This window comes from Prochlorococcus sp., from assembly GCF_965655815.1.
Lineage (GTDB): Bacteria > Cyanobacteriota > Cyanobacteriia > PCC-6307 > Cyanobiaceae > Prochlorococcus_A > Prochlorococcus_A pastoris.
The window spans coordinates 88,843-107,466 of record NZ_CBFHHZ010000003.1; the positions used below are offsets into that span (position 1 = coordinate 88,843).

The window sequence follows — 18,624 nt, forward strand, 5'->3', positions numbered from 1 at the left end:
AAGTTTAGGTATAAAATGTTTTTAAAGTAAATTATTTACCATAATTAAAATATTATGGGGTTGTAAATTCGCACAATAATGTCACTACTCTTAGCTGAAAATTTATCTTATTCATATTCAAAAAATGTAAGCCCCGCTATAAGTAAAGTTTCCGTAACAGTTGAACCAGGTACATTGACTGCTCTAGTAGGACCAAATGGAGCTGGCAAATCTACTCTTTTAAGAATATTGCAGGGACAATGTGTTCCTGATAATGGACAGATAACAATTGACGGGGAGAAGTTAATTAGACAAAGATCTCAGGTGGCACTCATGCCACAAAGAAGCTCAATGAATTGGAAATTTCCAATAACTGTAGAAAAACTAGTTTCATTAGGACAAATAAAATACTCAAAATCAAAAAGTAGTAGTCCTTTTCAAATAAAAGCACTTCTTGCCAACCCTAATGCATGGATTAATAAATGCTGCGAATTAGAGGCCACAATGCAAAGAGTCGGCATCGCAAATATTGCTAACAGAAGGCTTGATTCTTTATCTGGTGGACAACAACAAAGAGCTTTATTAGCCAAAACATTAATGTCTCCAGCAAAAATTTTCCTTCTTGATGAACCTTGTGCAGCTTTAGATCCACCTGCAAAAGAGGATTTTCTAAAAATTGTTCGTCAACTTGCTGATGCTGGTCTTTCTTTAATGGTAAGCAGTCATGATTGGGGTACCTCGTTAAATAGTTATGATCAAGTTATTGTTTTGGATAAAGCTGTATTGGCCTCTGGAAGTCCTGATTCTATAAAAGATAAATTAGAGGATATAAATATCAGCTCAATTGAGGATAATAATTGTTGTGATTAAAAAAATATTTAGTTTTAACTTTGTGCTTGATAGCAGTTCTGGCAAAGTCCAAAATATTCGAGGGTATGAAACAACAATTGGAATTTCTTTGGATTTGTTTTGGGTGTATGAATATCTTTTACAGGGCACCCTTCCATTTTTGATGTCTCACCACATTGAACACAGGTCAAATGATGAATGTCTCTATCTACGGGAGTGTAAAGAACCTCACCTGTTGGGAGATGTCTAGAACGTATTAAACCATGCTTTATCAGAACTTGAAGATTCCTGTAAACAGTTGTCAACCCCATTACTTTTCCGCTTTCAATCAATTGTCTATGCAACTCTTGACCGCTCAGTTCATCATCACATTTATTAAGTTCTTCAAGAAGTTGCTCTTGTCTTTTGGTAATGTCAGGCTTAGTTACCATTGTTTCCGAAATCTTTTTTTTGTACCGTATTTTTGATCATACCGAATCTTTAGATTAATGTCTTTTATTAATAGCAGTTGGTGGTTTGTTCCTTTAATAATTACTATTTTCTCTGGAATCTTATGCCCAGCTATGGGAACAGTATTGATTACTCATAGAAGACTATTACAAGTAAATTTAATTTCTCATTGTGTTTTACCGGGACTAGCTCTAGCTCTAGGTCTAGGTATTCATCCATCAATTGGAGGAGTTATAAGTGGTCTTGTTGGTGCAATTATTGCAGAGAGTTTAACTAATAAGAAAAGTGAAAACTATGAAGCAGTTATGAATACAATTCTTGCTGGTATGCTTGGTTTTGGGGTTTTACTAATTCCACTTCTTGGGATAAGAATTGATTTAGAGGCAGTATTATTTGGGGATTTATTAACCGCAAACCTTGGCGATTTGTTAAGAACAATTATTGCTTTTCTAACATTCATTTTTTTAGTAACGTTAGGATATGAAAAAGTTGTATATGTCGGATTAGATCCAGAGGGCGCCTCAGCTAGTGGAATAAATGTGTCTTTGTTAAACCTAGCTCTAAGTTTCACGACGGCACTAGTTATCGTTAGTTCAATGTCAGCTGTTGGAGTAATTTTAGTAATTGCATTAGTTTCAACACCTACTTTATTAGGACTTGATAAAGCACAAAGTCTTAGGATTGCAATGATGAGATCTTCATTCTTTGGACTTTGTATTTCTCTATTGGGTTTTATTCTTTCAATTGTTTTTAACTTATCTCCTGGTCCTGCAATAAGTGTTATTTGCGTTGCTTCGTTAATAATTCCAAAAATTGGAAATAAATTTTAAAACTTTTTTCAAAGTTTAAATGTCCAATCAGAATTAAGGACCTCCGCTTCTGGATTGTTTCTTAAAGCCACTTCAATAGCATCTTTCTTATTGTTTGCTATCACAACTTCATCAAACTCTTTGCCGTCTTTTTTTAAACTTACTTTGAAGCGCATTGAAATATTAAAAAGTCATTTTCATCTTAAATATTATTAGAAATAAATAAATATTTTATTGCTAATAATGTAATTTATTAATTGAATATTATCTAATTTTTTTGAAGCTTTTCTACTACACTCTCTTTCTCAATTTTTGCGACATCTTGAAGTCCGTTAGCATCAAACCAAGGAGCACTTTCCCAATCAAATCCTTCTCCAAAGGTATTATCTGGTGCAGCGACATACCAATGACACGAAGTATCCGGAACATCTACGGCACACTTTGACCAATCAGCCTCCCATTGAGGAACTTGAACCCACATAACAGAAGCTAGAAAAATAGAAATAATAAAATTCATAATTTTTGGTTAGCAAAATTTAGAGAGATTCTTTTCACAATCTTTTTTTCTTTTCCTCCAATATTCTTCTACTATTTGATAATTATGTTTTGCTTTAAAGTCTTCTTGATTATTTTCTTTATTTATAAAAAATGTGTTTTTTCTTTTCATAAAGTCCTCCAATCATTGAGAAGTTTATAAGACAGATTTTTTATTTTGAAAAGTGGATTTATACTCAAATAATTTCTTTTTAAGCTTAGTTATTTTTTTAAGTATTCAGAGTTTAAGTTTAAACAATAGGGAATTGGTAAACATAATTTAATAAATCTAAAAAACAAAAAATTAAATTATTATTAGCTTTGTTTTAGGAATATATTTATCAGGATTCTCGTCAATGTACCTAAATGAATATTTTACAACTCCTCCAATAATTGAAATAAGGACAATTGTAGTAAAAATGTAAATTACTTTCTTGTATCTTTTTTTCATTTGAAAATATCTTTTACCAATCCAAGTATTCTAGTTTTATTTTTTAATAAGTAAATAAATATAAATAGGGATTAATACCGTGGCTTTTTTAATTCGAATAATTGTAGATTAATTGAATCAGAAACTCCTCACACACATTTTTCTGATAGTAATAAGTACTCGAATAATAGTTTGAGTACTTTTGGTTTTTAGCTTTGTGACAGTTAATATACTTGCCCAATAAGTATTTACTCTCTAAAAAAATTATGTGAAATTTAAACTGTGTGTAGGAGAGGTTTTATTAAATCAGTGGAAACAAGGAAACACTTGATTTATTAGAACCAATTTAGGCCCCTTTAGGGGCCTTTTTTATTTGCTGCAAGGTTATATTGATTTAATAATTTGTTGAAATTTTCAACTCTTTCATTTTTCTCTTTTAAAGGTCTTGAAAAATCAAGTACTGCAGCACAACATAATTGCCAGCAAGATTTTTCTTTAAGTTCTAATTTACTGCATATATCCTTTGGGGCCGCTGTTAATGTATTTATCTCTGAAATATGTTGAATGGTTTCCCATAATTCTGCTTCTAGAAAGTCAAGTTCAGTACTAGACAATAATTCTGTGGCTATATAATCTTTTATTAATTCAGTTAATTCCAAAATATTTAAATTTATTGAAACTTAATTCTAAATCTTAGAAGTTTTAGCTCTTCTATAAGATATAAATTTTACTAAATATTATTCCACCAAATTTTTATTTTTGTTGGTTAGATTAAGAAAAGTTCATGCTTGTTTTAATGAAAATCTTTTTTGTAAGTTTTTTTATATTCATAGGATTTATATTTCCCTCAGCTTCATTTGCTTCTCACATTGAATTGAGTGAGTGTGTTGAAATAGCCCATTGTGTTAGAGAAGAATGGGAAGTCGACTCAATCGAACAACCTTTTAAAGAAGTTAAAGAAATTATCGAGAATACCCCAAGATCAGTAATAGTTGAACTTGACGGAGATTATCTTCATGCTGAAGTAACAAGTAAATGGATGAAATACGTTGACGATTTAGAAGTATCTTTTGTTCCTGAATCTCGTAAATTGCTTGTTAGATCTGAATCTAGAGTCGGTGAAAGTGACCTAGGTGTGAATCAAAAGAGAGTTGATTTATTAAAATCGAAGTTGTTTTAAATTAATTTAAATCCATAGTTTTTCAAAAATATTTATAGATAATAAATTAATATTTTTAATATTAATGATTTTAAAAATGTTCTATTTATCATCTCCTTTAACCAAAGCATTATTATTAACAAGTGTTTTTAAAGGATTTAAATGATAATAAATCTAATTTTATTATTTATTTTTGGAGCTATTGTTTTTTGGTTTTATAAGAACATAAGGAAACGAGGTTTTCTATGGATAGCTAAGGGATTATTGCAAATTGGAATACTAATATTATTTATTGGTAGCTTCTTTAAATTGTTTCTTACTTTACCCTCTAACTTATATATAAAGTTGATATTTTGTCTTACATACATATGGTGCACTGTAGGCATAAATGTTAATTTCATGATTCCTTTACTCGATTTAATTGATAAAAAAATTGATAAATATAAATAAATCAAAAATAATTTTAAATTTATTATCTATTAAAAATAATTTTTATCTATTGGCAAAATGACAAAAGATAGTAGATTAAGTCTATGAAAAAATATTTTCTTAATTTTTTAAGTATTTTTAAGCATAAAAAAGATACTAAAATCTATTCTATTCAAGAGTTAAATCAACTTAGGCAAAGAGAAAAAAAAAATCAATTAGCTAGAAAATCTCGAGCATACATCTCAGATTTAAACAAAAGGCAAAAATCATGGATTGAAAAAAATAATAGAAAGTCTAGAAAAGTATCCTAAATAATTTCTAATATATGAATTTATAAGAACAAGAATCTTATTCATTCTTGTTTTTATCGGACAGTCTTTTTCTGGTATATCTAGTTTTAAATGCTAAATCAGTAATTATAAATATTCCAAGTAAAAGAATAATTATTCCTATGAAGTATTTCATATAATCGTATTATTAAAAATTGAAAATTATTTTTGTAAAGTTTATTGGTTATGCCAATTTATTTTAATATCAAGCGATTCAGAAAGATTTCTAGTGACAGGACAATCTTCTGAAGCATTTTTTATAAAATCAATTTTTTCTTTTGATAAGTCATCAGGAATATAAATATCTATTTTTAGTTGTGCTATTTTCCTTTCTTTATTCTTAGTCATTATTTTCTCAATATCTAAATAAATATTTTTTAATTCCCAACCATTTGATCTCGCTTTGATAGACATTATCGTTAGAAGGCAAGAGCCTAGAGAGGTTGCGAGTAAATCAGTTGGTGAGAAGTTTTCACCTTTACCGCAATGATCTATAGGTGCATCAGTTGTGATTAGATTCCCAGATTGGAGATGTTTAGCTTCGCATTTTAAGTCCCCTAAATAAGAACATGTGATTTTACTCATTTAAAAACTATAAATTAGAACTATTGTTTTTAACTTCAGGATATGAAGTCATTATTGCATCAGCTAAATCTCTCAACATATCAGCTATGTATTGTGGTGGGCATTCAAGTTCATTAATATAAGAAACACATCTCTTAGAAAGGTCGGTATAGGCAGGAAGAATGATATTATCGATTTGAAGTTTTGTTGGTTCCCATCTATTAATATTTTTTTTATCCATAAACATTTTTATATATGCTAAGTGAGTTATTTTAAAAAGATATAAGTAGTTGAGCATATGCTAATTTAATTATTTTTCAGATCCAAATTCTTCTAAACAATATTCAATCAATTTCAACGACTCATTTATAGTTCTCTTACTTTTGTTTTCTAGATCAAAACATTCATTCAAGATTTCAGCTGATTTTTTTAATTTATTTTTTTCTTCATTTTTTAAATCACTAGTAATAACAAAATCACGATATGTTTTTAAACTAAAAAGGAAGACTATAGATAAAAAAATCACAGCGAGAGTTATCCTTAAATTTTTCATGTATTTATTGTTTTTATCTGATCTTTTTGATTAATTAATATGTTCTATTGAATTATCTTATATGTTATTCATAAACAATGTTCTTAAGTACTAAATAATTATATTTGTAGTAGCAGCAATAGTAATAGCAGCAATTGAGACAAATATATATGGAACTACTTTTATAGGTATATAAATACTTTTCTTTGACATAATGTTGTTTTCTTTTAATATAATCATTATTCAATATATTCTTAAGTCTCCAAATATACTAAAACTTAATTTTGAAAAACATTTATTTATTTAAATTTTCATCAAATAAAGAATCTCCAGATCCTGCCTTGAATCAGATATTTTCCTTTTCAAAAAACTTAATTCTTCTTGATTCATTTTTGATTCTTTGATCATCATTTCTGCTTGATCAATAGCATGCTCAATATTTTTTATCTTAATGTCTCTTATTGTTGGATTCTCCTTGCAGGTTTTTATTGTTTGTGAATCAAGCATAGTTTATTTTAATAATTACTTTTAAAATTCTGTTGATTAGTAAAAAAGTTTCTAATCGCAAAACTCATCAAAATTAATTAATATAAGTTTAAGAACTTTAATCTTAACTAACCTTCTCTTCATTTGATCGAGTGGGTTTTTTTTATGGTGTAATATGTCCCTAGCGTAAATTTAAAATTTGGAAGAATCAAAGCAAATCCCTGAGGAGAAAAATTCAATTGAATCATCTTCCGAAATCAAGAAAGAAAGTAATAAAGAGGAGAATGTTAAAGCATTTACTGAATTTCTTGAAAATGCAAGTAATCAAGAGATTGAGGATGAAAAAGGTAAATCTGATTTAGAAGGGGATAAACCAGTAACTAACGACAATTCGCTTTTTAAAAGAGTTCTCAACGATGGATTTGATGGGATTTCATCAAATCCTAACTATAAAATGTTGGCATTATTAATCATTCTTTTGATTAATTTGTCTTTATTTTTTGTTATTGGAAATATAGGTAAAGCTTTCTTGAGAAATGCAGGAATAATGTAATACCTTAGCTGTATCTGTCTGAAATTTGAACTTTACATTCTTTGGTTTTAAAAAAAAATTGTGATAATTTGATCTAAATTTTATTTTAAAAATATTGAACAATAAAGAACCTGAGAATCCTGTCTTTTATCTCTCTAGTTTAATTAAAAAGCTAGATGTAAAGAACAGAAATGGAATAGTGGCGTTAGCAATTGTTAATTTACTAGTTATTCTTTTATTTAAATTTTATTTGAAAGGATCCGGTTTATTGTCTTGACTATGTTTTGAGATAATTACTCAGCGTTTTCAAATTGTTTAGCTAACCTGAAAGCCTTTTTGATAATGAGAAACCCTCCATACGCTCCAGCTAGTAAAGGTAAAACAATTAAAGGATTTGGTGAATAATCTGAATAATTCTTTACACCATCAACATATTCATATCCTGAACATTTTAGGTAAAGGAAAGTAAAAAATGTAATACTCCATCCAATAATTGATAAGACCCCACCTTTTTTATCTCCCTCGTAAAATCTATCTAAACCTAAACCCCAACCTCCGATTAAGAATATTCCTCTTACAACAGAATTTTTTTCTTTATTTTTTAGCATAATTTTAAAATGTTCACTCTGAACATAACTCATTTATTCCAATCCCGCGACATTCGCTTAATTAGATTTACTTGATTCTGATTTTTATTTCTAGTTTATTAGTAATAAACACTTAGATAAATCACAAGAAATTTTTTATTTAGAATTAAGTAAGGATATTGTTGGTCTGATATAAACAAAAGTTGATCCATAAATATCTTTCATTACTCTTACCTCGTCATCTAAATAGATAACTGATACTTCGCAAGAAGGTGATTGTTTATTCCAAGGCAATTTTTCCCATACTTCTTTGACTGGATACCATCTTTCCATTAATAGCGTGCTAAACAATGGAATCTTATTAAGTCCATCAACTTTGGAGACTTTGGTTTTCTTCAAATTCATTTTAAGTACCTTATCTTCTAAAATTAAATCATCAGCAAGTGTTATTACTCTTCCTCCAAAAGTTGGAAGAAGCTTGAACCAACCAAGAATTGGAATTGTTGTAAGCCCAAATATTGTGGTATCAAATGTTGATAAAAATTCTTTTTTATCAAAATCAATATTTTGAGCAATTCTTCCAATGGTAGAAAGACCAAATGATCCTACTTGTAATTGATGTAGTTTAAAAAAAAGATTACTTTTAAATTCATCATTTAATGCTTTTTCTATAGCTAAAAAGAACGGTGAACTTCTAAATAATTCAACTGTTGAATAAATTAATTCCCACTCTCCAGATAATTTTTCTTCAGAAACTTCCGTATTAAAACTTTCAAGACTATCTATAAGGTTTCCCATCTCTTTCAACTTTTCTTGATACATAGGTGCAATTAATTTGTTCAGTCTTTGCCCCCTGTCAGTAATAGCTGCTATTTGATATATCTTCTTTTTTATCTCCTCAATATCAGTCATAATTAAATTTTCACAAACTCTATATTAATTTATTTTATGAGTATTGGTACTACTTAAATGTTTTTTTATTGGTTGGATATTAATTTGTTTAATATTCTCCCCATCTTTTGCCAATTTCAAAACCCCATTTGGAAGTTAAGCAAATTACTTCTTCATGATTTTTACAATCCGACAACTCTTTCTTTTTTACAGGATTATTTTTAATTAATTCTGATATCTTGTTTAATTGCTCTATTTTTTTTAGAAAATTTACTAAATCTTTTTCAGCCATTTTGATATTAAGATGTATATTTCTGGTCGTAAGTGAAAATATAATATAAGACCCAGCCAACTCCACCAATTAAAATTGCAACCATTATATTTACTGACCAAACTATTTCTATCATTTTGTTTTTATTTATAGAAATATATTAACTAAATTTCTAATTAAACTTGTAATCGAATTTAGCAAAGATCTAAATATTGTTTAAACATATATATCTGTACTATATTTGTTTTAAAGTACACATCTTAAAATATGGGAGAAGCAAAAAGAAGAGAAGAATTAGGATTGCCGCCAAGAGAGAAGAAAGAAGCAAAAAAGGACTCAAAAAGTAATTTAAATCAAATCTTGAATAAATATCCTTTTGCTCCATACATCTTGGGAATTTCTCTCCTTACGATTTTAATAATCGATCTAGTTAATTACTATAAATAGTTTTATTTTAAAAAAATTTCATAACTTAATTTTTAATTCATAAATCTGAATTCTTTTATTCCGCATTTATAAAAATATTTTTCCATAATTAATAGATTACTTCATTAAAAAACTAGAATCGCCAATGTTTGATAATATCGGTACCGCCTTAGTCCAAGCAATAGGATTTTTTGGTGTTTTTGGATATTTTGTCTATCAGCTTTTATCAGATGGTAAAAAACCAATACAGAATCAATCCAAATCTCCTGTTAAAAAAGTAAATCAAAAAAAAGATTTAGAGGATAGACCTAAGAAGCAAGGATTATTTGGTAGAAAAAGAGAACCGATAACTGAGGATGTCAAACCAAAGAAAAAGGGATTATTTGGTAAAAAAGTAGAACCAGTAAAAGTTGTAGAAGAGCCTAAAAAGAGAGGTTGGTTTAGGTAAATAATTTAAGGGAATTTAAAAAGGATTTTGATATCTTTTATACAAAAAATTTTTAATTCTATTTTTATAATAAAATTAATATATTTACTTTAATGAACCATAGAGAAATTACCAAAAGATATAGTGATTTAATTAATAGAGCAGAACAAGCTAATGGTAGAAAAGAAATTGTTGGTTTACTTAAAAAAGCTGCTAAATTAAAATCCAAAATTGAAATTAACTAATAATTATTAGAAAATTTAAAAATTTTTCTAAATGTAAAATTTTTTTATAAAAAAAAATATACATGCGATAATCGTATGAAATTTTTTAGTTATGAATAAAAAAGGTTATACAACAGAAAGCGGTGGAAGACAAAATGGATTTGCAATTGAACCAGAAATAAATCCAATAACACAGGGAGAGTCTAAGAAATCATTTCTCTTATTCTTAGGGATATTATTACCTTTCTTAATAGGTGGGATTTATTATTTTAAAAATCTATGAAAAAAACAATTTTTCATAAATCATTTTTGGAAATATATTCTTGAGAACTAATAATATCCTGCATTAGTCCTTGGGAAGATGAGTTAAATCCATTTTTCTCAAGAAAGTTTTTAACTTCCTTAAATTTTTTTTGAATTTTTTTGGTGTAAGGGGTTGTCATTAAATAGTCTTCTTGTTCCGTGGAGTAATTCATTTAATTTAATTTTGATTATTACCTTAGATTTTGCTAAATATTTCATAAATAATGAAGTTATAACCATTACAAAAAATGATTACTAGTAATAAATACTTAATTTGCGAAAATCAATTTTTTATTTTTTGTCGGCAGATATTATTGTGAGAGATCTATTTTTTTTATACTAAAGAGTGCTTATTGTCACTAGTTCCATTAAATCTCTAGATTTCAAATAGTTTTGAAATACATCTGAATAAAAAGCTCTTTTTGCAGCTATCTTAGATTCAAATTCAATTACCATTCCTAGTTGGCCCCCATCCCACTTGTGTGAGTTGGAATCTTGTGTAATATCTTTTTTTACTACAACCCCACCTACAGATCTTATCCATGGCAAGACTGTCCTTACGTATTCGAGAAACAACTCAGCATTTGGTATGGATATTTTCTTAAGCCAGTAACTCTTTGTCATGGAATCAAAATATTTTCAGTAGAATATAGCACATCAGTGTAAGTATTTTTGCTCAAGTCCTCTTTAAATATATTTTAATGAATTTAGAACAACAATTATTGGACTTAATCCTTTCAAGTCCTAAAACAAGAAAGATTAAAAATATGGCTGAAGAACTAGAAAAAGAATCAAAATTTACTCTTAACATGGATATTGAGAAGTTAAAAGGAGTATGGGAGCTTAGATGGAGCAGTTCAAAAGCTCCATTTCTAGATTACTCTCCTCTAGTTGATAATCTTCAAATTCTTGATCCGTTAAATCTAAATGGTTTGAATTTACTCAAGCCCAAAGGGATTAATTCAATTATTGGAACAGGAATAGTAGCAAAATTGAGTTCTTTAAATGAAAAGAAAATTGGAGTTAGTTTTACTCATGCTGGAATAATTGGACCTTATCTAGGAGTAAGGAAGATAAACGCTTTAGCTAAGATTAAAAAAGAACAAAAAGGATGGTTAGAAATTACTTTTTTAAGCAAAAATCTTAGAATTTGCAGAGGTGATAAAGGAACATTATTTGTACTTAGAAGAATTAAAGAAAATATCTTATTTGAAAGATTTCAAGAATTTATTAAGTCTCTCTAAATTATTTTTATCTTTTAATCCAAATATATTTTAGAAAAAAGAATATTGGCACATATTTAAAGATCTCTTTGGGTATTTCATAGGACAAAAATTTTAATAATTCCTCTATCCAATAACCTAGGTCAAGTCCAAATAGGTATCTTTCCAAAACGAACCAAAACTCTTTATCAAAAATTGTTCTTAAATTAAGGTATATATATTCCCAGTGGAATGTATTCCAATATTTTTGTAAATAAGTAGAGATTATTAGCCATAATGATATAAATAAAAAACTTTTTATAAATTTATAGATCTTTTTCATTATTTTTATCTAAAACAGAATAGATTTTTATTAAAAATTCTTCAATTTAATATAATTAATAATCTTTTTTATTTCTATAAAATATGATTAAAAAAAAATAATGAAAAATTTCTAGTGGGAAATAATTATTTGTCTTTTTTAGTTAGATTTTGTGCCTTTATATTTTTATTTCTTAAATTAAATCCTAAAAATAAAAAAATTAGATAAATTAAAATACTACCAAGTAGTATTGTTAATATTTTTGAAATGTCCATAAGGATTTAATTTAACTTATGAATATAAATATAATTTTGATTTTTAAAAAATAAATATTATTCCGCATTAATTAATAGTAATTTATTAAAGTAGTTTTATTAATTGTTTAATATATATGCCAATAGTTTTCGCTTGGAGCCTTTGCCTGTCTGTTGTGGTTGTATTACTATCAACAATTCCTTTGACTCTAGGAAGAATCAAAGCTGGTTATTCTGTGGAGAATATGTCTGCACCAAGAGCATTATTTGATGAATTGCCAGACTTTGGTAAAAGAGCAGTTTGGTGTCATCAGAATTGCTGGGAAAGCATCTCTATTCATGCTCCAGCTTGCATACTTTGTTTAATTACTTTACCTGATTCAAACCTCTCATTAATAGCTGCTTGGATGCACCCTATCTTACGTTTTTTGTATATTGGCGCTTATGTTTTAAATATTCCGATTGCTAGAGGTTTAATATGGGCTTCTGGAATTTTTACGACACTTGTTTTATATAAAGAAGGGATATCCCAACTTATGTAAATTAACTAAATTAGTATATTTTCTAAATCTTTTAATTCAAAATCATTTATTAGTTTCACTTTATTAGCTCTAGCTAGTTTTTGTGCAGATTTAGTAAAACCAGATTTTGATACTAATACCGCATGAGTTCCTTTCCAATATAATTTACCAGCAGAAATTTCTTGCACAGCATTGTTGCCTACTGCTTTTTTATGATTTTTACATTGAATACAAATCCTTAAATTATCGATGGAGGCAATCAAATCAACTCCTTGGTCTCCGGTAATAGGTGTTTCTTTCACTTTCCACCCATTTTTTTTGAGAATTTCCATACAATGATTTTCAAATATAATTCCTTTTTTATAGTTTTGATTATTATTCCTTGATGTATTATTTTCTATTAAATTTAAACAGGTTTTTTCTATTTGACTAGCTATGAATATAAACCAGTCTTCATTTTCCAAAATTCTACTCGTACCAATTATTTCATCATTAATAATTGGATTAATCTTGCGATAAGCTTTCCATTTTTCAAAAAAAATGTCTGGACCAGAAAATTTTTTTAAAATGACTTTTTCCCAAAAGTATGGAATACCTTCTTTTAACCTTTTGGATTCATTATTGATGCTTTTCACAATTAATTTTTCATCGAGAGGGGGATTACCAATCCACTTTTTCAAGTCTTCGTTACCATAAGCATCAATAACTTTTAATCTAATTCTTTCCTCCAATAGATTGTATTTATTTTCTTCAATAAGTCTATTTATCGTTTCAAGGAAGTAATTTGCATTTAAGGCATTATTTAATTTATCTTTTCTTTTTTTTAATAGAAAAGCTTTTAATATAGTTATCAAAAATAAAAAAATTAGAGAAACTAAAATAATAAAAATATTATTCATTATTTTTTATTTATTATTTTTTAGTTAAAAAGATTTTGTTTTTCTAATTATAAAATCATTTTTTGTTATTAATGTAGAGTCTTTTACATCAAAACCATTTATTGCTGAGATTTCGCCTTCAATACCTTCCAATGTTAATTGTTCAATAATACCTTTAATAACTTCGTCTTCAACTAATTTTCGATCAATTCTTTCTGGTGTTATATCTGTTAACCATTTAGAGGTCTTTTTTTTTACAACTTCAGTTGGATTAGTTATTTTTAAGTAAATTGCCATTTTATAAAAAATTTATATTTATTATAAGTCAAGTCTTTTTTATTCCTTATTTTTGTCATTACTTTCCCATTCAAGAAATTGAAAAATAATAATTGCAAAGATTGAAAAAAATACAATAAAAAGTCCTAACCATCCTATAAATTTGTTTTCAGTAAAAAGATTAGTTAGAGAAGATGTTTCCTGATAACTTGATTCCATCTGATATTGATATGAATCCAGGACAAGAAATATATCCTTCATTAGTGAATAGAATTTAATTGCTCTAAATAATTAATAAATTAACTAAATATAATCATATCCGTTCAATTTTAAAAAGGCTTTTGATATAAAATCAGGCCTTTTCCTTATGATAGAAAAACTTTTTTTATTTATTAGAACTAAATTAACCTCAGCTATGGTCAAAACTGTTTTGCTTTTGTTAATAAATTTTGAATGAATATTTATTTTTGGACTTTTGCTTATTTTAAATATAGTTTCTATTGTTATAGTATCTCCAAGGAATAAGGGAGATATATATTTTATTGAAGTATCTATTAAAGGTAACTCAAAACCATTTTTTGTAAGGTCAACATAATTTATACCTGCTTTTGAAAGTGCATGGATCCTTCCTTCTTCAAGCCAATCAAAATATGTACCATGCCACATAACCCCAGCGTGATCTGAATGTTGTGGTAATACTAACTTTTCAATTTTCCAAATTTTTTTCATTTACATTAAAATCTTGAAATCTATAAGTGTATATTTATAATAAAAATATAGTTATTGAAGTTCTTTTTTATTAATTAAAATAAAAAATTATATTTTAAAAATTATGTTTAATCGAAATTATAAAGAAAGAAGAATGAAGAAAATATTCCAGTGGAGAGAATATTTAAATTGGAAAAAAATGAACTCAACTCAAAAAATTAATTTTAAAAGAGCATGCTTGTTTCCTTTCTTAGTTTATATCGTTTATGTTTTCCTTTTTAAATATTCAATGGCTATTCTCATAATGATTGGAATTTATTTCTTGGTAAGATTCAAGAATAGAAATAAATTAAATAAATAGTTTGTATTAATTTATATATTTAGAATTGTTTTAATATAAGAAAAATTTTTTTCAAAGATTTATTTTTGTAAGAGAATATTTTTTATTAGTTTTTTTATGAAAAACATTATTTTAATTTCATTTGTTTTTATTAGTTCCTTTTTTTTTAGTTTTAGTAATTGCTTAGCCGATGAAATTGGTGGCGAATTAAGCAATGATTTATCTATGGAATCAAAATCTAGTGATGTTAAAAATGATATTAAGGATAAAGGTGATATCCCCATAACTTCTAATGAGGATATATTTGGAGATGAACAAGCTTTCCCATTCATAGCTGGTTTAGGAAAAAATGCTGCACATTAATTCAAAGTACAATGTTTTTATCAATCCATTTTTAATTAAAAATATTGAAGGGTCTTAGAGTTATAGAGCTTTCTGAAGCACTCAATGTAAACAGCTCAGATCTATTGGCTGTTTGTACAATCTTAAAATGTAATGCGAGTTCAAGATTGAGTATGCTTACGTTTGAAGAATGTAAAAAAATTACGGATTACTATGAGAGAAATTCTTAGATGTTCTTTTTTTACAAAGATGGCACAATAAATTTATTCAATTTCTTTTATCATGGAAACTAATGTGCCATGAATTTCATCTTCTGAGATTTCATTTTTAAAATTTATAAATGCAAACTTATCATCATATCTAATTTTCATGAATTGACTGGAAATTTCTTCCAAATAAGCTTCCTTAAATTCTGAAATCTTTCCATAATATTTTAGATATTTATGTACAGATCCAATGTGATCTTTATTCATATGTTTACATACTCTTTGACTCGTCTTTGAACTAATTATTTTCATTTTAAAATTTAATTTTTTTCAGGTTAATATTATTTTTTCATAATTTAAAGTCTTAATCGCTTTATTTATTAATTCTTTAACCTCATTGGCATCTATTGCTCTTACTAATTTGTTTCGAAGACTTGTGGCTCCTGGAAAATTTTTGCAAGTCCATGAAATATGTTTTCTGGCTATTAATAAACCATGACTACCCTTTTCTTTTATAAGTTCATCCAAATGTTCAATAATCAATAACAATTTTTCTTCAATATTTGGTTCTTTAAAACCTTTAATTTCTTTAACTGCATAATCTATTTCTCCTATTTTCCATGGAGAACCAAGTATACCTCTCCCAATCATTAAACCATCAGCATTTGTTTTTTTGAAGCAATTAAATGCGTCCTTGGGATTCTTGATATCTCCATTTGCAATTACTGGTATTTCTAAAAGATCTTTAATTTTTCCAATCATTTCCCAGTCTGCTTTACCTGAAAAGCCTTCTTTTCGAGTTCTTCCATGTAAGGTTATCATTTCAGCTCCTGCATCTTGAAGACTTAATAGAAATTCCTCTATATTCTCTTCTTTATTTTCCCAACCAAGCCTTGTTTTTACTGTAACAGGAACTTTTACAGCATTTGAAGCTCTTTTTACTAATTCAATAGCTAATAAGCGATCATTAATTAAGGCACTTCCACCCCCTTTTCTTGAGATTTTTTTTACTGGACAGCCCATATTTATATCAATTAGAAATGCACCTGAATCCTCTGCCAATTTTGCAGCCTCTGAAACAGCAAAGGGCCTATTATCAAATATCTGCACACCTACAGGACCTTTTTCTAATTCAAGTTGTTTTATTTTCTGAGTGCCATATCCATGTTTCAGACTTGTCGCATTAATCATTTCTGTAAATAGTAAAGATTCTGGGGCCCATTTTCTTACTAATTTTCTAAATATTTTATCGGTAACTCCTGCGAGAGGAGACAACATTACTTTGCTATTTATTATTCTCGATACACCTTTTCCTCTTAATTTTATAATTGAAGACATTATGAAAAATTTACTTCTGATATATTCACTATAGATTGAATAATTAACATTCATTTAATTCTGTTTTTTATTCTTAAAAATTTAATTAGATTTCTTTTTATTGTCTTAATTAGTTACTATTTTTGCTAACTTGTGTAAGGTTAAAATTTATTTGGGCTGTATTTTTGATCCTTTTATTATCAATTTTTCTTCCAATATTTCTTTTTATTGCTCCTAATAATGTTTATGCAATTCAAGGAAGTCTTGATTTGTCCAGTGCTCAAACCTCAGTAGGTAAAAGGTTTGCTAAAGTATTTTGTGATGCAAAAAATGAGGGATTAGACTCCGAGTTTGCAAGTGAATATGCTTTAAATAATACATATCTAAAATTTGTAGCTTTTCCCGATGATGATCAATATTTACATGACCTTTGGGAGTTTACTTCTAATAATATTTTAGATAACTGCGGAGATAAAATTAATATTAGCGATTTAAAAGAATTAGAAACTTTCTTTAAAGAAGAAGGTATTATTGCTTCAAATAGAGAGCTTTATTTACCTACTTTTGAAAATAATTAGCCTTAATTTTTATGATGTACTAAAGTAAATTCAGAATGTTTGAAATTGATGAATTTTTTAGGTTTAAATTCTCCAGCAATTTTTGTAATATCAGTTATTGTTCTTATAATTTTGGGCCCAAAAAGAATAGAAAAAGGTTGGTTGTTATTCCAACGTTTATTAAAGTTTCTTCTTAGTAATAAAGAGGAAATTTCTAATGAAAATTTAAATTCAGTATCGCAATTAGATTTGGAACCAGAGGTAATAGAAATTAAAGAAGAGTTAGTAGAAGTAAAGTCAGAGGAACCAGAGGTAATTGAAGTTAAAGAAGAGTTAGTAGAAGTAAAGTCAGAAAAACCAGAGGTAATTGAAGTTAAAGAAGAGTTAGTAGAAGCAAAGTCAGAAAAACCAGAGGTAATTGAAGTTAAAGAAGAGTTAGTAGAAGCAAAGACAAAAACGAAAAAACCTAAATCCAAAAAAAGCTAAAACAATGAAAATTAAGAATAAATGATCCTAAAGTATATTTATTCAGTTATAAAATCTCAGAAATAATTAGAGCCCATTAGTTTTGTTGGGTTAAAAAGAAATTCTATATAATTTCCATATTAAGAATCTAATGCTACTTCTATTGCGGCAATTAAATTTTCATCGAATGGCTGGATACTAGGTTTAAACCTTGCAATCACATTACTGTCTTTGCCAATTAAAAATTTTTCAAAATTCCATTCAACATCACCCTTTGGTTCAACATTATTTAGTGTTGTATATGGTTCAGTAGTATTACCTTTCGCGTGAACTTTTTCCATAATTTCGAATTCAACACCATATTTTGTAGAACAAAAATTCTTTATCTCTGTAAGAGAATCAGGCTCTTGATTTCCAAAGTCATTACAAGGGAAAGCCAGAATCCTTAAACCTTTTTTTGAATATTTATCGTGAAGCTTTTGGAGATCATTATATTGAGCAGTATTACCGCAATAACTGGCGACGTTTACTATCAAAATTACATTTTCTGAATATTGGCCAAGTTTTTTTGCTTCTCCACTTGCTGAAACAACGGTTGTGTTTTTGACTTCTATTACCATATGTTTTATAAATTTATCTTTTGAAGATAACATTGAAAAAATGTTTTTGCGTTGTTTAAGACCTTCTTAGGTTATTATTTTTATTTGTGATTTTTAGTAAAAAGTTTTTTCTAAACTTATATAATTAAATAAACATATTAAATAATCAACTTGGACCCCTTAGACCCTCTTACTGAAATTATTAATTCAGGACAGGGCTTCTCGCCTTCAATTGCTCTAGAACGAATCCTTTGGGTAATGATGGGTTTTTTCTTTCTTGGTGCTATTTCAACTTCAATTACAAGAGGAATGAAGCAAAATGATTGGTTCGGAAATAATTCTTTTTTGTCTAGTTTAAAAGCTAATAAAAGAGAAGATAAACTCTCTAACAAGCTACCTGACGATGACAATTAACATGAATTCATT

37 protein-coding genes are annotated in these 18,624 nt (G+C 27.5%); 15 read left to right on the plus strand and 22 right to left on the minus strand.

Annotated elements, in window-relative coordinates:
* Positions 1-78: 78 nt before the first annotated feature.
* Positions 79-849: an ABC transporter ATP-binding protein gene (locus tag ACTF45_RS05285; RefSeq protein ID WP_288347385.1), complete on the plus strand. Its 771-nt coding sequence runs from the start codon at positions 79-81 to the stop codon at positions 847-849.
* A 14-nt stretch (positions 850-863) separates the two neighbouring features.
* Here the strand turns inward: ACTF45_RS05285 and ACTF45_RS05290 are convergent, their stop codons facing one another.
* Positions 864-1,259, minus strand: coding sequence for a Fur family transcriptional regulator (locus tag ACTF45_RS05290; protein WP_288347384.1), 396 nt, complete (start codon positions 1,257-1,259; stop codon positions 864-866).
* A gap of 57 nt (positions 1,260-1,316) precedes the next feature.
* On the opposite strand from ACTF45_RS05290, the gene ACTF45_RS05295 reads away from it, so the two are divergent.
* Positions 1,317-2,108 (plus strand): metal ABC transporter permease, encoded by a 792-nt coding sequence (locus ACTF45_RS05295; protein WP_438949494.1) that lies wholly within the window; start codon positions 1,317-1,319, stop codon positions 2,106-2,108.
* An 8-nt stretch (positions 2,109-2,116) separates the two neighbouring features.
* Here the strand turns inward: ACTF45_RS05295 and ACTF45_RS05300 are convergent, their stop codons facing one another.
* The 4 genes from ACTF45_RS05300 to ACTF45_RS05315 form a co-directional block, all read right to left on the minus strand.
* Positions 2,117-2,263 carry a hypothetical protein gene (locus ACTF45_RS05300; protein WP_438949495.1) on the minus strand — a complete coding sequence of 49 codons (147 nt, stop codon included), beginning with the start codon at positions 2,261-2,263 and terminating at the stop codon, positions 2,117-2,119.
* A 92-nt stretch (positions 2,264-2,355) separates the two neighbouring features.
* On the minus strand, positions 2,356-2,604 hold the full coding sequence (locus tag ACTF45_RS05305; protein ID WP_288347379.1) for a hypothetical protein: 249 nt from the start codon (positions 2,602-2,604) through the stop codon (positions 2,356-2,358).
* Between the two features lie 9 nt (positions 2,605-2,613).
* Positions 2,614-2,754: a hypothetical protein gene (locus ACTF45_RS05310; RefSeq protein ID WP_288347378.1), complete on the minus strand. Its 141-nt coding sequence runs from the start codon at positions 2,752-2,754 to the stop codon at positions 2,614-2,616.
* 653 nt (positions 2,755-3,407) lie between these two features.
* Complete coding sequence (locus ACTF45_RS05315) at positions 3,408-3,710, minus strand: inward rectifier potassium channel (RefSeq protein WP_288347376.1); 303 nt, start codon at positions 3,708-3,710, stop codon at positions 3,408-3,410.
* A gap of 137 nt (positions 3,711-3,847) precedes the next feature.
* Between ACTF45_RS05315 and ACTF45_RS05320 the strand changes: the two genes are divergently transcribed.
* Positions 3,848-4,231, plus strand: a complete 384-nt coding sequence (locus tag ACTF45_RS05320) for a DUF1499 domain-containing protein (RefSeq protein WP_438949496.1) — start codon at positions 3,848-3,850, stop codon at positions 4,229-4,231.
* A 194-nt stretch (positions 4,232-4,425) separates the two neighbouring features.
* Here the strand turns inward: ACTF45_RS05320 and ACTF45_RS05325 are convergent, their stop codons facing one another.
* On the minus strand, positions 4,426-4,611 hold the full coding sequence (locus ACTF45_RS05325) for a hypothetical protein (protein ID WP_288348375.1): 186 nt from the start codon (positions 4,609-4,611) through the stop codon (positions 4,426-4,428).
* A 132-nt stretch (positions 4,612-4,743) separates the two neighbouring features.
* Here ACTF45_RS05325 and ACTF45_RS05330 point away from each other — a divergent pair, with 132 nt between their 5' ends.
* Positions 4,744-4,950 (plus strand): hypothetical protein, encoded by a 207-nt coding sequence (locus ACTF45_RS05330; protein ID WP_438949497.1) that lies wholly within the window; start codon positions 4,744-4,746, stop codon positions 4,948-4,950.
* Positions 4,951-5,145: 195 nt separating this feature from the next.
* On the opposite strand, the gene ACTF45_RS05335 is transcribed toward ACTF45_RS05330, so the two are convergent.
* From ACTF45_RS05335 to ACTF45_RS05350, 4 genes are all read right to left on the minus strand, one after another.
* A complete protein-coding gene (locus tag ACTF45_RS05335) occupies positions 5,146-5,553 on the minus strand; it encodes an OsmC family protein (protein ID WP_011132658.1) in 408 nt (135 codons plus the stop codon).
* Positions 5,554-5,560: 7 nt separating this feature from the next.
* Positions 5,561-5,773: a hypothetical protein gene (locus ACTF45_RS05340; protein WP_288348372.1), complete on the minus strand. Its 213-nt coding sequence runs from the start codon at positions 5,771-5,773 to the stop codon at positions 5,561-5,563.
* Positions 5,774-5,842: 69 nt separating this feature from the next.
* On the minus strand, positions 5,843-6,085 hold the full coding sequence (locus ACTF45_RS05345; protein WP_438949498.1) for a lactate dehydrogenase: 243 nt from the start codon (positions 6,083-6,085) through the stop codon (positions 5,843-5,845).
* A 282-nt stretch (positions 6,086-6,367) separates the two neighbouring features.
* Entirely contained in the window at positions 6,368-6,571 is a 204-nt protein-coding gene (locus ACTF45_RS05350; protein WP_036930278.1) for a hypothetical protein, read from the minus strand.
* A 178-nt stretch (positions 6,572-6,749) separates the two neighbouring features.
* Here ACTF45_RS05350 and ACTF45_RS05355 point away from each other — a divergent pair, with 178 nt between their 5' ends.
* Positions 6,750-7,103, plus strand: a complete 354-nt coding sequence (locus ACTF45_RS05355) for a hypothetical protein (protein WP_438949499.1) — start codon at positions 6,750-6,752, stop codon at positions 7,101-7,103.
* A 272-nt stretch (positions 7,104-7,375) separates the two neighbouring features.
* Here ACTF45_RS05355 and ACTF45_RS05360 read toward each other — a convergent pair whose 3' ends face one another.
* The 3 genes from ACTF45_RS05360 to ACTF45_RS05370 form a co-directional block, all read right to left on the minus strand.
* A complete protein-coding gene (locus tag ACTF45_RS05360) occupies positions 7,376-7,690 on the minus strand; it encodes a hypothetical protein (RefSeq protein WP_288346984.1) in 315 nt (104 codons plus the stop codon).
* Between the two features lie 135 nt (positions 7,691-7,825).
* The gene (locus ACTF45_RS05365; RefSeq protein WP_438949500.1) at positions 7,826-8,581 is read right to left on the minus strand and encodes a PAP/fibrillin family protein; all 756 of its coding nucleotides are present in this window, start codon (positions 8,579-8,581) and stop codon (positions 7,826-7,828) included.
* Between the two features lie 88 nt (positions 8,582-8,669).
* Positions 8,670-8,852: a Nif11 family protein gene (locus ACTF45_RS05370; RefSeq protein WP_011132653.1), complete on the minus strand. Its 183-nt coding sequence runs from the start codon at positions 8,850-8,852 to the stop codon at positions 8,670-8,672.
* 246 nt (positions 8,853-9,098) lie between these two features.
* Between ACTF45_RS05370 and ACTF45_RS05375 the strand changes: the two genes are divergently transcribed.
* From ACTF45_RS05375 to ACTF45_RS05390, 4 genes are all read left to right on the plus strand, one after another.
* A complete protein-coding gene (locus ACTF45_RS05375; protein ID WP_036930285.1) occupies positions 9,099-9,278 on the plus strand; it encodes a hypothetical protein in 180 nt (59 codons plus the stop codon).
* Between the two features lie 124 nt (positions 9,279-9,402).
* On the plus strand, positions 9,403-9,705 hold the full coding sequence (locus tag ACTF45_RS05380) for a hypothetical protein (protein ID WP_011132652.1): 303 nt from the start codon (positions 9,403-9,405) through the stop codon (positions 9,703-9,705).
* A 92-nt stretch (positions 9,706-9,797) separates the two neighbouring features.
* The gene (locus tag ACTF45_RS05385) at positions 9,798-9,929 is read left to right on the plus strand and encodes a hypothetical protein (RefSeq protein ID WP_288346989.1); all 132 of its coding nucleotides are present in this window, start codon (positions 9,798-9,800) and stop codon (positions 9,927-9,929) included.
* A gap of 91 nt (positions 9,930-10,020) precedes the next feature.
* Entirely contained in the window at positions 10,021-10,191 is a 171-nt protein-coding gene (locus ACTF45_RS05390; protein ID WP_288346990.1) for a hypothetical protein, read from the plus strand.
* A gap of 13 nt (positions 10,192-10,204) precedes the next feature.
* Here ACTF45_RS05390 and ACTF45_RS05395 read toward each other — a convergent pair whose 3' ends face one another.
* Together ACTF45_RS05395 and ACTF45_RS05400 are read right to left on the minus strand one after the other, a co-directional pair.
* Entirely contained in the window at positions 10,205-10,384 is a 180-nt protein-coding gene (locus ACTF45_RS05395; protein ID WP_036930287.1) for a hypothetical protein, read from the minus strand.
* Between the two features lie 166 nt (positions 10,385-10,550).
* Positions 10,551-10,835, minus strand: coding sequence for a DUF1330 domain-containing protein (locus ACTF45_RS05400; protein WP_438949501.1), 285 nt, complete (start codon positions 10,833-10,835; stop codon positions 10,551-10,553).
* A 77-nt stretch (positions 10,836-10,912) separates the two neighbouring features.
* Between ACTF45_RS05400 and ACTF45_RS05405 the strand changes: the two genes are divergently transcribed.
* Positions 10,913-11,455, plus strand: coding sequence for a PAP/fibrillin family protein (locus tag ACTF45_RS05405; protein ID WP_438949502.1), 543 nt, complete (start codon positions 10,913-10,915; stop codon positions 11,453-11,455).
* Positions 11,456-12,126: 671 nt separating this feature from the next.
* Entirely contained in the window at positions 12,127-12,531 is a 405-nt protein-coding gene (locus tag ACTF45_RS05410; protein WP_438949503.1) for an MAPEG family protein, read from the plus strand.
* A gap of 5 nt (positions 12,532-12,536) precedes the next feature.
* On the opposite strand, the gene ACTF45_RS05415 is transcribed toward ACTF45_RS05410, so the two are convergent.
* Genes ACTF45_RS05415 through ACTF45_RS05430 form a run of 4 tightly spaced genes read right to left on the minus strand, consistent with a single transcriptional unit; the run spans position 12,537 to position 14,393 of the window.
* The gene (locus ACTF45_RS05415) at positions 12,537-13,409 is read right to left on the minus strand and encodes a restriction endonuclease (RefSeq protein ID WP_288346995.1); all 873 of its coding nucleotides are present in this window, start codon (positions 13,407-13,409) and stop codon (positions 12,537-12,539) included.
* A gap of 24 nt (positions 13,410-13,433) precedes the next feature.
* Complete coding sequence (locus tag ACTF45_RS05420) at positions 13,434-13,685, minus strand: hypothetical protein (RefSeq protein ID WP_288346996.1); 252 nt, start codon at positions 13,683-13,685, stop codon at positions 13,434-13,436.
* A 39-nt stretch (positions 13,686-13,724) separates the two neighbouring features.
* On the minus strand, positions 13,725-13,925 hold the full coding sequence (locus ACTF45_RS05425) for a hypothetical protein (RefSeq protein WP_288346997.1): 201 nt from the start codon (positions 13,923-13,925) through the stop codon (positions 13,725-13,727).
* A 42-nt stretch (positions 13,926-13,967) separates the two neighbouring features.
* Positions 13,968-14,393 (minus strand): acyl-CoA thioesterase, encoded by a 426-nt coding sequence (locus ACTF45_RS05430; RefSeq protein ID WP_288346998.1) that lies wholly within the window; start codon positions 14,391-14,393, stop codon positions 13,968-13,970.
* Positions 14,394-14,829: 436 nt separating this feature from the next.
* Here ACTF45_RS05430 and ACTF45_RS05435 point away from each other — a divergent pair, with 436 nt between their 5' ends.
* Positions 14,830-15,075 carry a hypothetical protein gene (locus ACTF45_RS05435; RefSeq protein WP_288346999.1) on the plus strand — a complete coding sequence of 82 codons (246 nt, stop codon included), beginning with the start codon at positions 14,830-14,832 and terminating at the stop codon, positions 15,073-15,075.
* Positions 15,076-15,317: 242 nt separating this feature from the next.
* Here the strand turns inward: ACTF45_RS05435 and ACTF45_RS05440 are convergent, their stop codons facing one another.
* On the minus strand, positions 15,318-15,572 hold the full coding sequence (locus ACTF45_RS05440) for a DUF2470 domain-containing protein (protein WP_288347000.1): 255 nt from the start codon (positions 15,570-15,572) through the stop codon (positions 15,318-15,320).
* Positions 15,573-15,590: 18 nt separating this feature from the next.
* Positions 15,591-16,598, minus strand: coding sequence for a tRNA dihydrouridine synthase DusB (gene dusB, locus ACTF45_RS05445; protein WP_438949504.1), 1,008 nt, complete (start codon positions 16,596-16,598; stop codon positions 15,591-15,593).
* A gap of 164 nt (positions 16,599-16,762) precedes the next feature.
* Here dusB and ACTF45_RS05450 point away from each other — a divergent pair, with 164 nt between their 5' ends.
* Positions 16,763-17,155: a hypothetical protein gene (locus ACTF45_RS05450; RefSeq protein WP_288347002.1), complete on the plus strand. Its 393-nt coding sequence runs from the start codon at positions 16,763-16,765 to the stop codon at positions 17,153-17,155.
* A gap of 48 nt (positions 17,156-17,203) precedes the next feature.
* On the plus strand, positions 17,204-17,620 hold the full coding sequence (locus tag ACTF45_RS05455; protein ID WP_288347003.1) for a hypothetical protein: 417 nt from the start codon (positions 17,204-17,206) through the stop codon (positions 17,618-17,620).
* Positions 17,621-17,739: 119 nt separating this feature from the next.
* On the opposite strand, the gene ACTF45_RS05460 is transcribed toward ACTF45_RS05455, so the two are convergent.
* Positions 17,740-18,219 (minus strand): glutathione peroxidase, encoded by a 480-nt coding sequence (locus tag ACTF45_RS05460; protein ID WP_288347076.1) that lies wholly within the window; start codon positions 18,217-18,219, stop codon positions 17,740-17,742.
* A 150-nt stretch (positions 18,220-18,369) separates the two neighbouring features.
* Here ACTF45_RS05460 and ACTF45_RS05465 point away from each other — a divergent pair, with 150 nt between their 5' ends.
* Entirely contained in the window at positions 18,370-18,612 is a 243-nt protein-coding gene (locus ACTF45_RS05465) for a lectin subunit alpha (protein WP_288347004.1), read from the plus strand.
* Positions 18,613-18,624 lie beyond the last annotated feature (12 nt).

What these genes read in the sequence shown, in the direction of transcription:
- ACTF45_RS05285 (WP_288347385.1), top strand. Translation starts at nt 79, where the DNA reads ATGTCACTACTCTTAGCTGAAAATTTATCTTATTCATATTCAAAAAAT.
- ACTF45_RS05290 (WP_288347384.1), bottom strand. Translation starts at nt 1,259, where the DNA reads ATGGTAACTAAGCCTGACATTACCAAAAGACAAGAGCAACTTCTTGAA.
- ACTF45_RS05295 (WP_438949494.1), top strand. Translation starts at nt 1,317, where the DNA reads ATGTCTTTTATTAATAGCAGTTGGTGGTTTGTTCCTTTAATAATTACT.
- ACTF45_RS05300 (WP_438949495.1), bottom strand. Translation starts at nt 2,263, where the DNA reads ATGCGCTTCAAAGTAAGTTTAAAAAAAGACGGCAAAGAGTTTGATGAA.
- ACTF45_RS05305 (WP_288347379.1), bottom strand. Translation starts at nt 2,604, where the DNA reads ATGAATTTTATTATTTCTATTTTTCTAGCTTCTGTTATGTGGGTTCAA.
- ACTF45_RS05310 (WP_288347378.1), bottom strand. Translation starts at nt 2,754, where the DNA reads ATGAAAAGAAAAAACACATTTTTTATAAATAAAGAAAATAATCAAGAA.
- ACTF45_RS05320 (WP_438949496.1), top strand. Translation starts at nt 3,848, where the DNA reads ATGAAAATCTTTTTTGTAAGTTTTTTTATATTCATAGGATTTATATTT.
- ACTF45_RS05325 (WP_288348375.1), bottom strand. Translation starts at nt 4,611, where the DNA reads ATGAAATTAACATTTATGCCTACAGTGCACCATATGTATGTAAGACAA.
- ACTF45_RS05330 (WP_438949497.1), top strand. Translation starts at nt 4,744, where the DNA reads ATGAAAAAATATTTTCTTAATTTTTTAAGTATTTTTAAGCATAAAAAA.
- ACTF45_RS05335 (WP_011132658.1), bottom strand. Translation starts at nt 5,553, where the DNA reads ATGAGTAAAATCACATGTTCTTATTTAGGGGACTTAAAATGCGAAGCT.
- ACTF45_RS05340 (WP_288348372.1), bottom strand. Translation starts at nt 5,773, where the DNA reads ATGGATAAAAAAAATATTAATAGATGGGAACCAACAAAACTTCAAATC.
- ACTF45_RS05345 (WP_438949498.1), bottom strand. Translation starts at nt 6,085, where the DNA reads ATGAAAAATTTAAGGATAACTCTCGCTGTGATTTTTTTATCTATAGTC.
- ACTF45_RS05350 (WP_036930278.1), bottom strand. Translation starts at nt 6,571, where the DNA reads ATGCTTGATTCACAAACAATAAAAACCTGCAAGGAGAATCCAACAATA.
- ACTF45_RS05360 (WP_288346984.1), bottom strand. Translation starts at nt 7,690, where the DNA reads ATGCTAAAAAATAAAGAAAAAAATTCTGTTGTAAGAGGAATATTCTTA.
- ACTF45_RS05365 (WP_438949500.1), bottom strand. Translation starts at nt 8,581, where the DNA reads ATGACTGATATTGAGGAGATAAAAAAGAAGATATATCAAATAGCAGCT.
- ACTF45_RS05370 (WP_011132653.1), bottom strand. Translation starts at nt 8,852, where the DNA reads ATGGCTGAAAAAGATTTAGTAAATTTTCTAAAAAAAATAGAGCAATTA.
- ACTF45_RS05375 (WP_036930285.1), top strand. Translation starts at nt 9,099, where the DNA reads ATGGGAGAAGCAAAAAGAAGAGAAGAATTAGGATTGCCGCCAAGAGAG.
- ACTF45_RS05380 (WP_011132652.1), top strand. Translation starts at nt 9,403, where the DNA reads ATGTTTGATAATATCGGTACCGCCTTAGTCCAAGCAATAGGATTTTTT.
- ACTF45_RS05385 (WP_288346989.1), top strand. Translation starts at nt 9,798, where the DNA reads ATGAACCATAGAGAAATTACCAAAAGATATAGTGATTTAATTAATAGA.
- ACTF45_RS05390 (WP_288346990.1), top strand. Translation starts at nt 10,021, where the DNA reads ATGAATAAAAAAGGTTATACAACAGAAAGCGGTGGAAGACAAAATGGA.
- ACTF45_RS05395 (WP_036930287.1), bottom strand. Translation starts at nt 10,384, where the DNA reads ATGAATTACTCCACGGAACAAGAAGACTATTTAATGACAACCCCTTAC.
- ACTF45_RS05400 (WP_438949501.1), bottom strand. Translation starts at nt 10,835, where the DNA reads ATGACAAAGAGTTACTGGCTTAAGAAAATATCCATACCAAATGCTGAG.
- ACTF45_RS05405 (WP_438949502.1), top strand. Translation starts at nt 10,913, where the DNA reads ATGAATTTAGAACAACAATTATTGGACTTAATCCTTTCAAGTCCTAAA.
- ACTF45_RS05410 (WP_438949503.1), top strand. Translation starts at nt 12,127, where the DNA reads ATGCCAATAGTTTTCGCTTGGAGCCTTTGCCTGTCTGTTGTGGTTGTA.
- ACTF45_RS05415 (WP_288346995.1), bottom strand. Translation starts at nt 13,409, where the DNA reads ATGAATAATATTTTTATTATTTTAGTTTCTCTAATTTTTTTATTTTTG.
- ACTF45_RS05420 (WP_288346996.1), bottom strand. Translation starts at nt 13,685, where the DNA reads ATGGCAATTTACTTAAAAATAACTAATCCAACTGAAGTTGTAAAAAAA.
- ACTF45_RS05425 (WP_288346997.1), bottom strand. Translation starts at nt 13,925, where the DNA reads ATGAAGGATATATTTCTTGTCCTGGATTCATATCAATATCAGATGGAA.
- ACTF45_RS05430 (WP_288346998.1), bottom strand. Translation starts at nt 14,393, where the DNA reads ATGAAAAAAATTTGGAAAATTGAAAAGTTAGTATTACCACAACATTCA.
- ACTF45_RS05435 (WP_288346999.1), top strand. Translation starts at nt 14,830, where the DNA reads ATGAAAAACATTATTTTAATTTCATTTGTTTTTATTAGTTCCTTTTTT.
- ACTF45_RS05440 (WP_288347000.1), bottom strand. Translation starts at nt 15,572, where the DNA reads ATGAAAATAATTAGTTCAAAGACGAGTCAAAGAGTATGTAAACATATG.
- dusB (WP_438949504.1), bottom strand. Translation starts at nt 16,598, where the DNA reads ATGTCTTCAATTATAAAATTAAGAGGAAAAGGTGTATCGAGAATAATA.
- ACTF45_RS05455 (WP_288347003.1), top strand. Translation starts at nt 17,204, where the DNA reads ATGAATTTTTTAGGTTTAAATTCTCCAGCAATTTTTGTAATATCAGTT.
- ACTF45_RS05460 (WP_288347076.1), bottom strand. Translation starts at nt 18,219, where the DNA reads ATGGTAATAGAAGTCAAAAACACAACCGTTGTTTCAGCAAGTGGAGAA.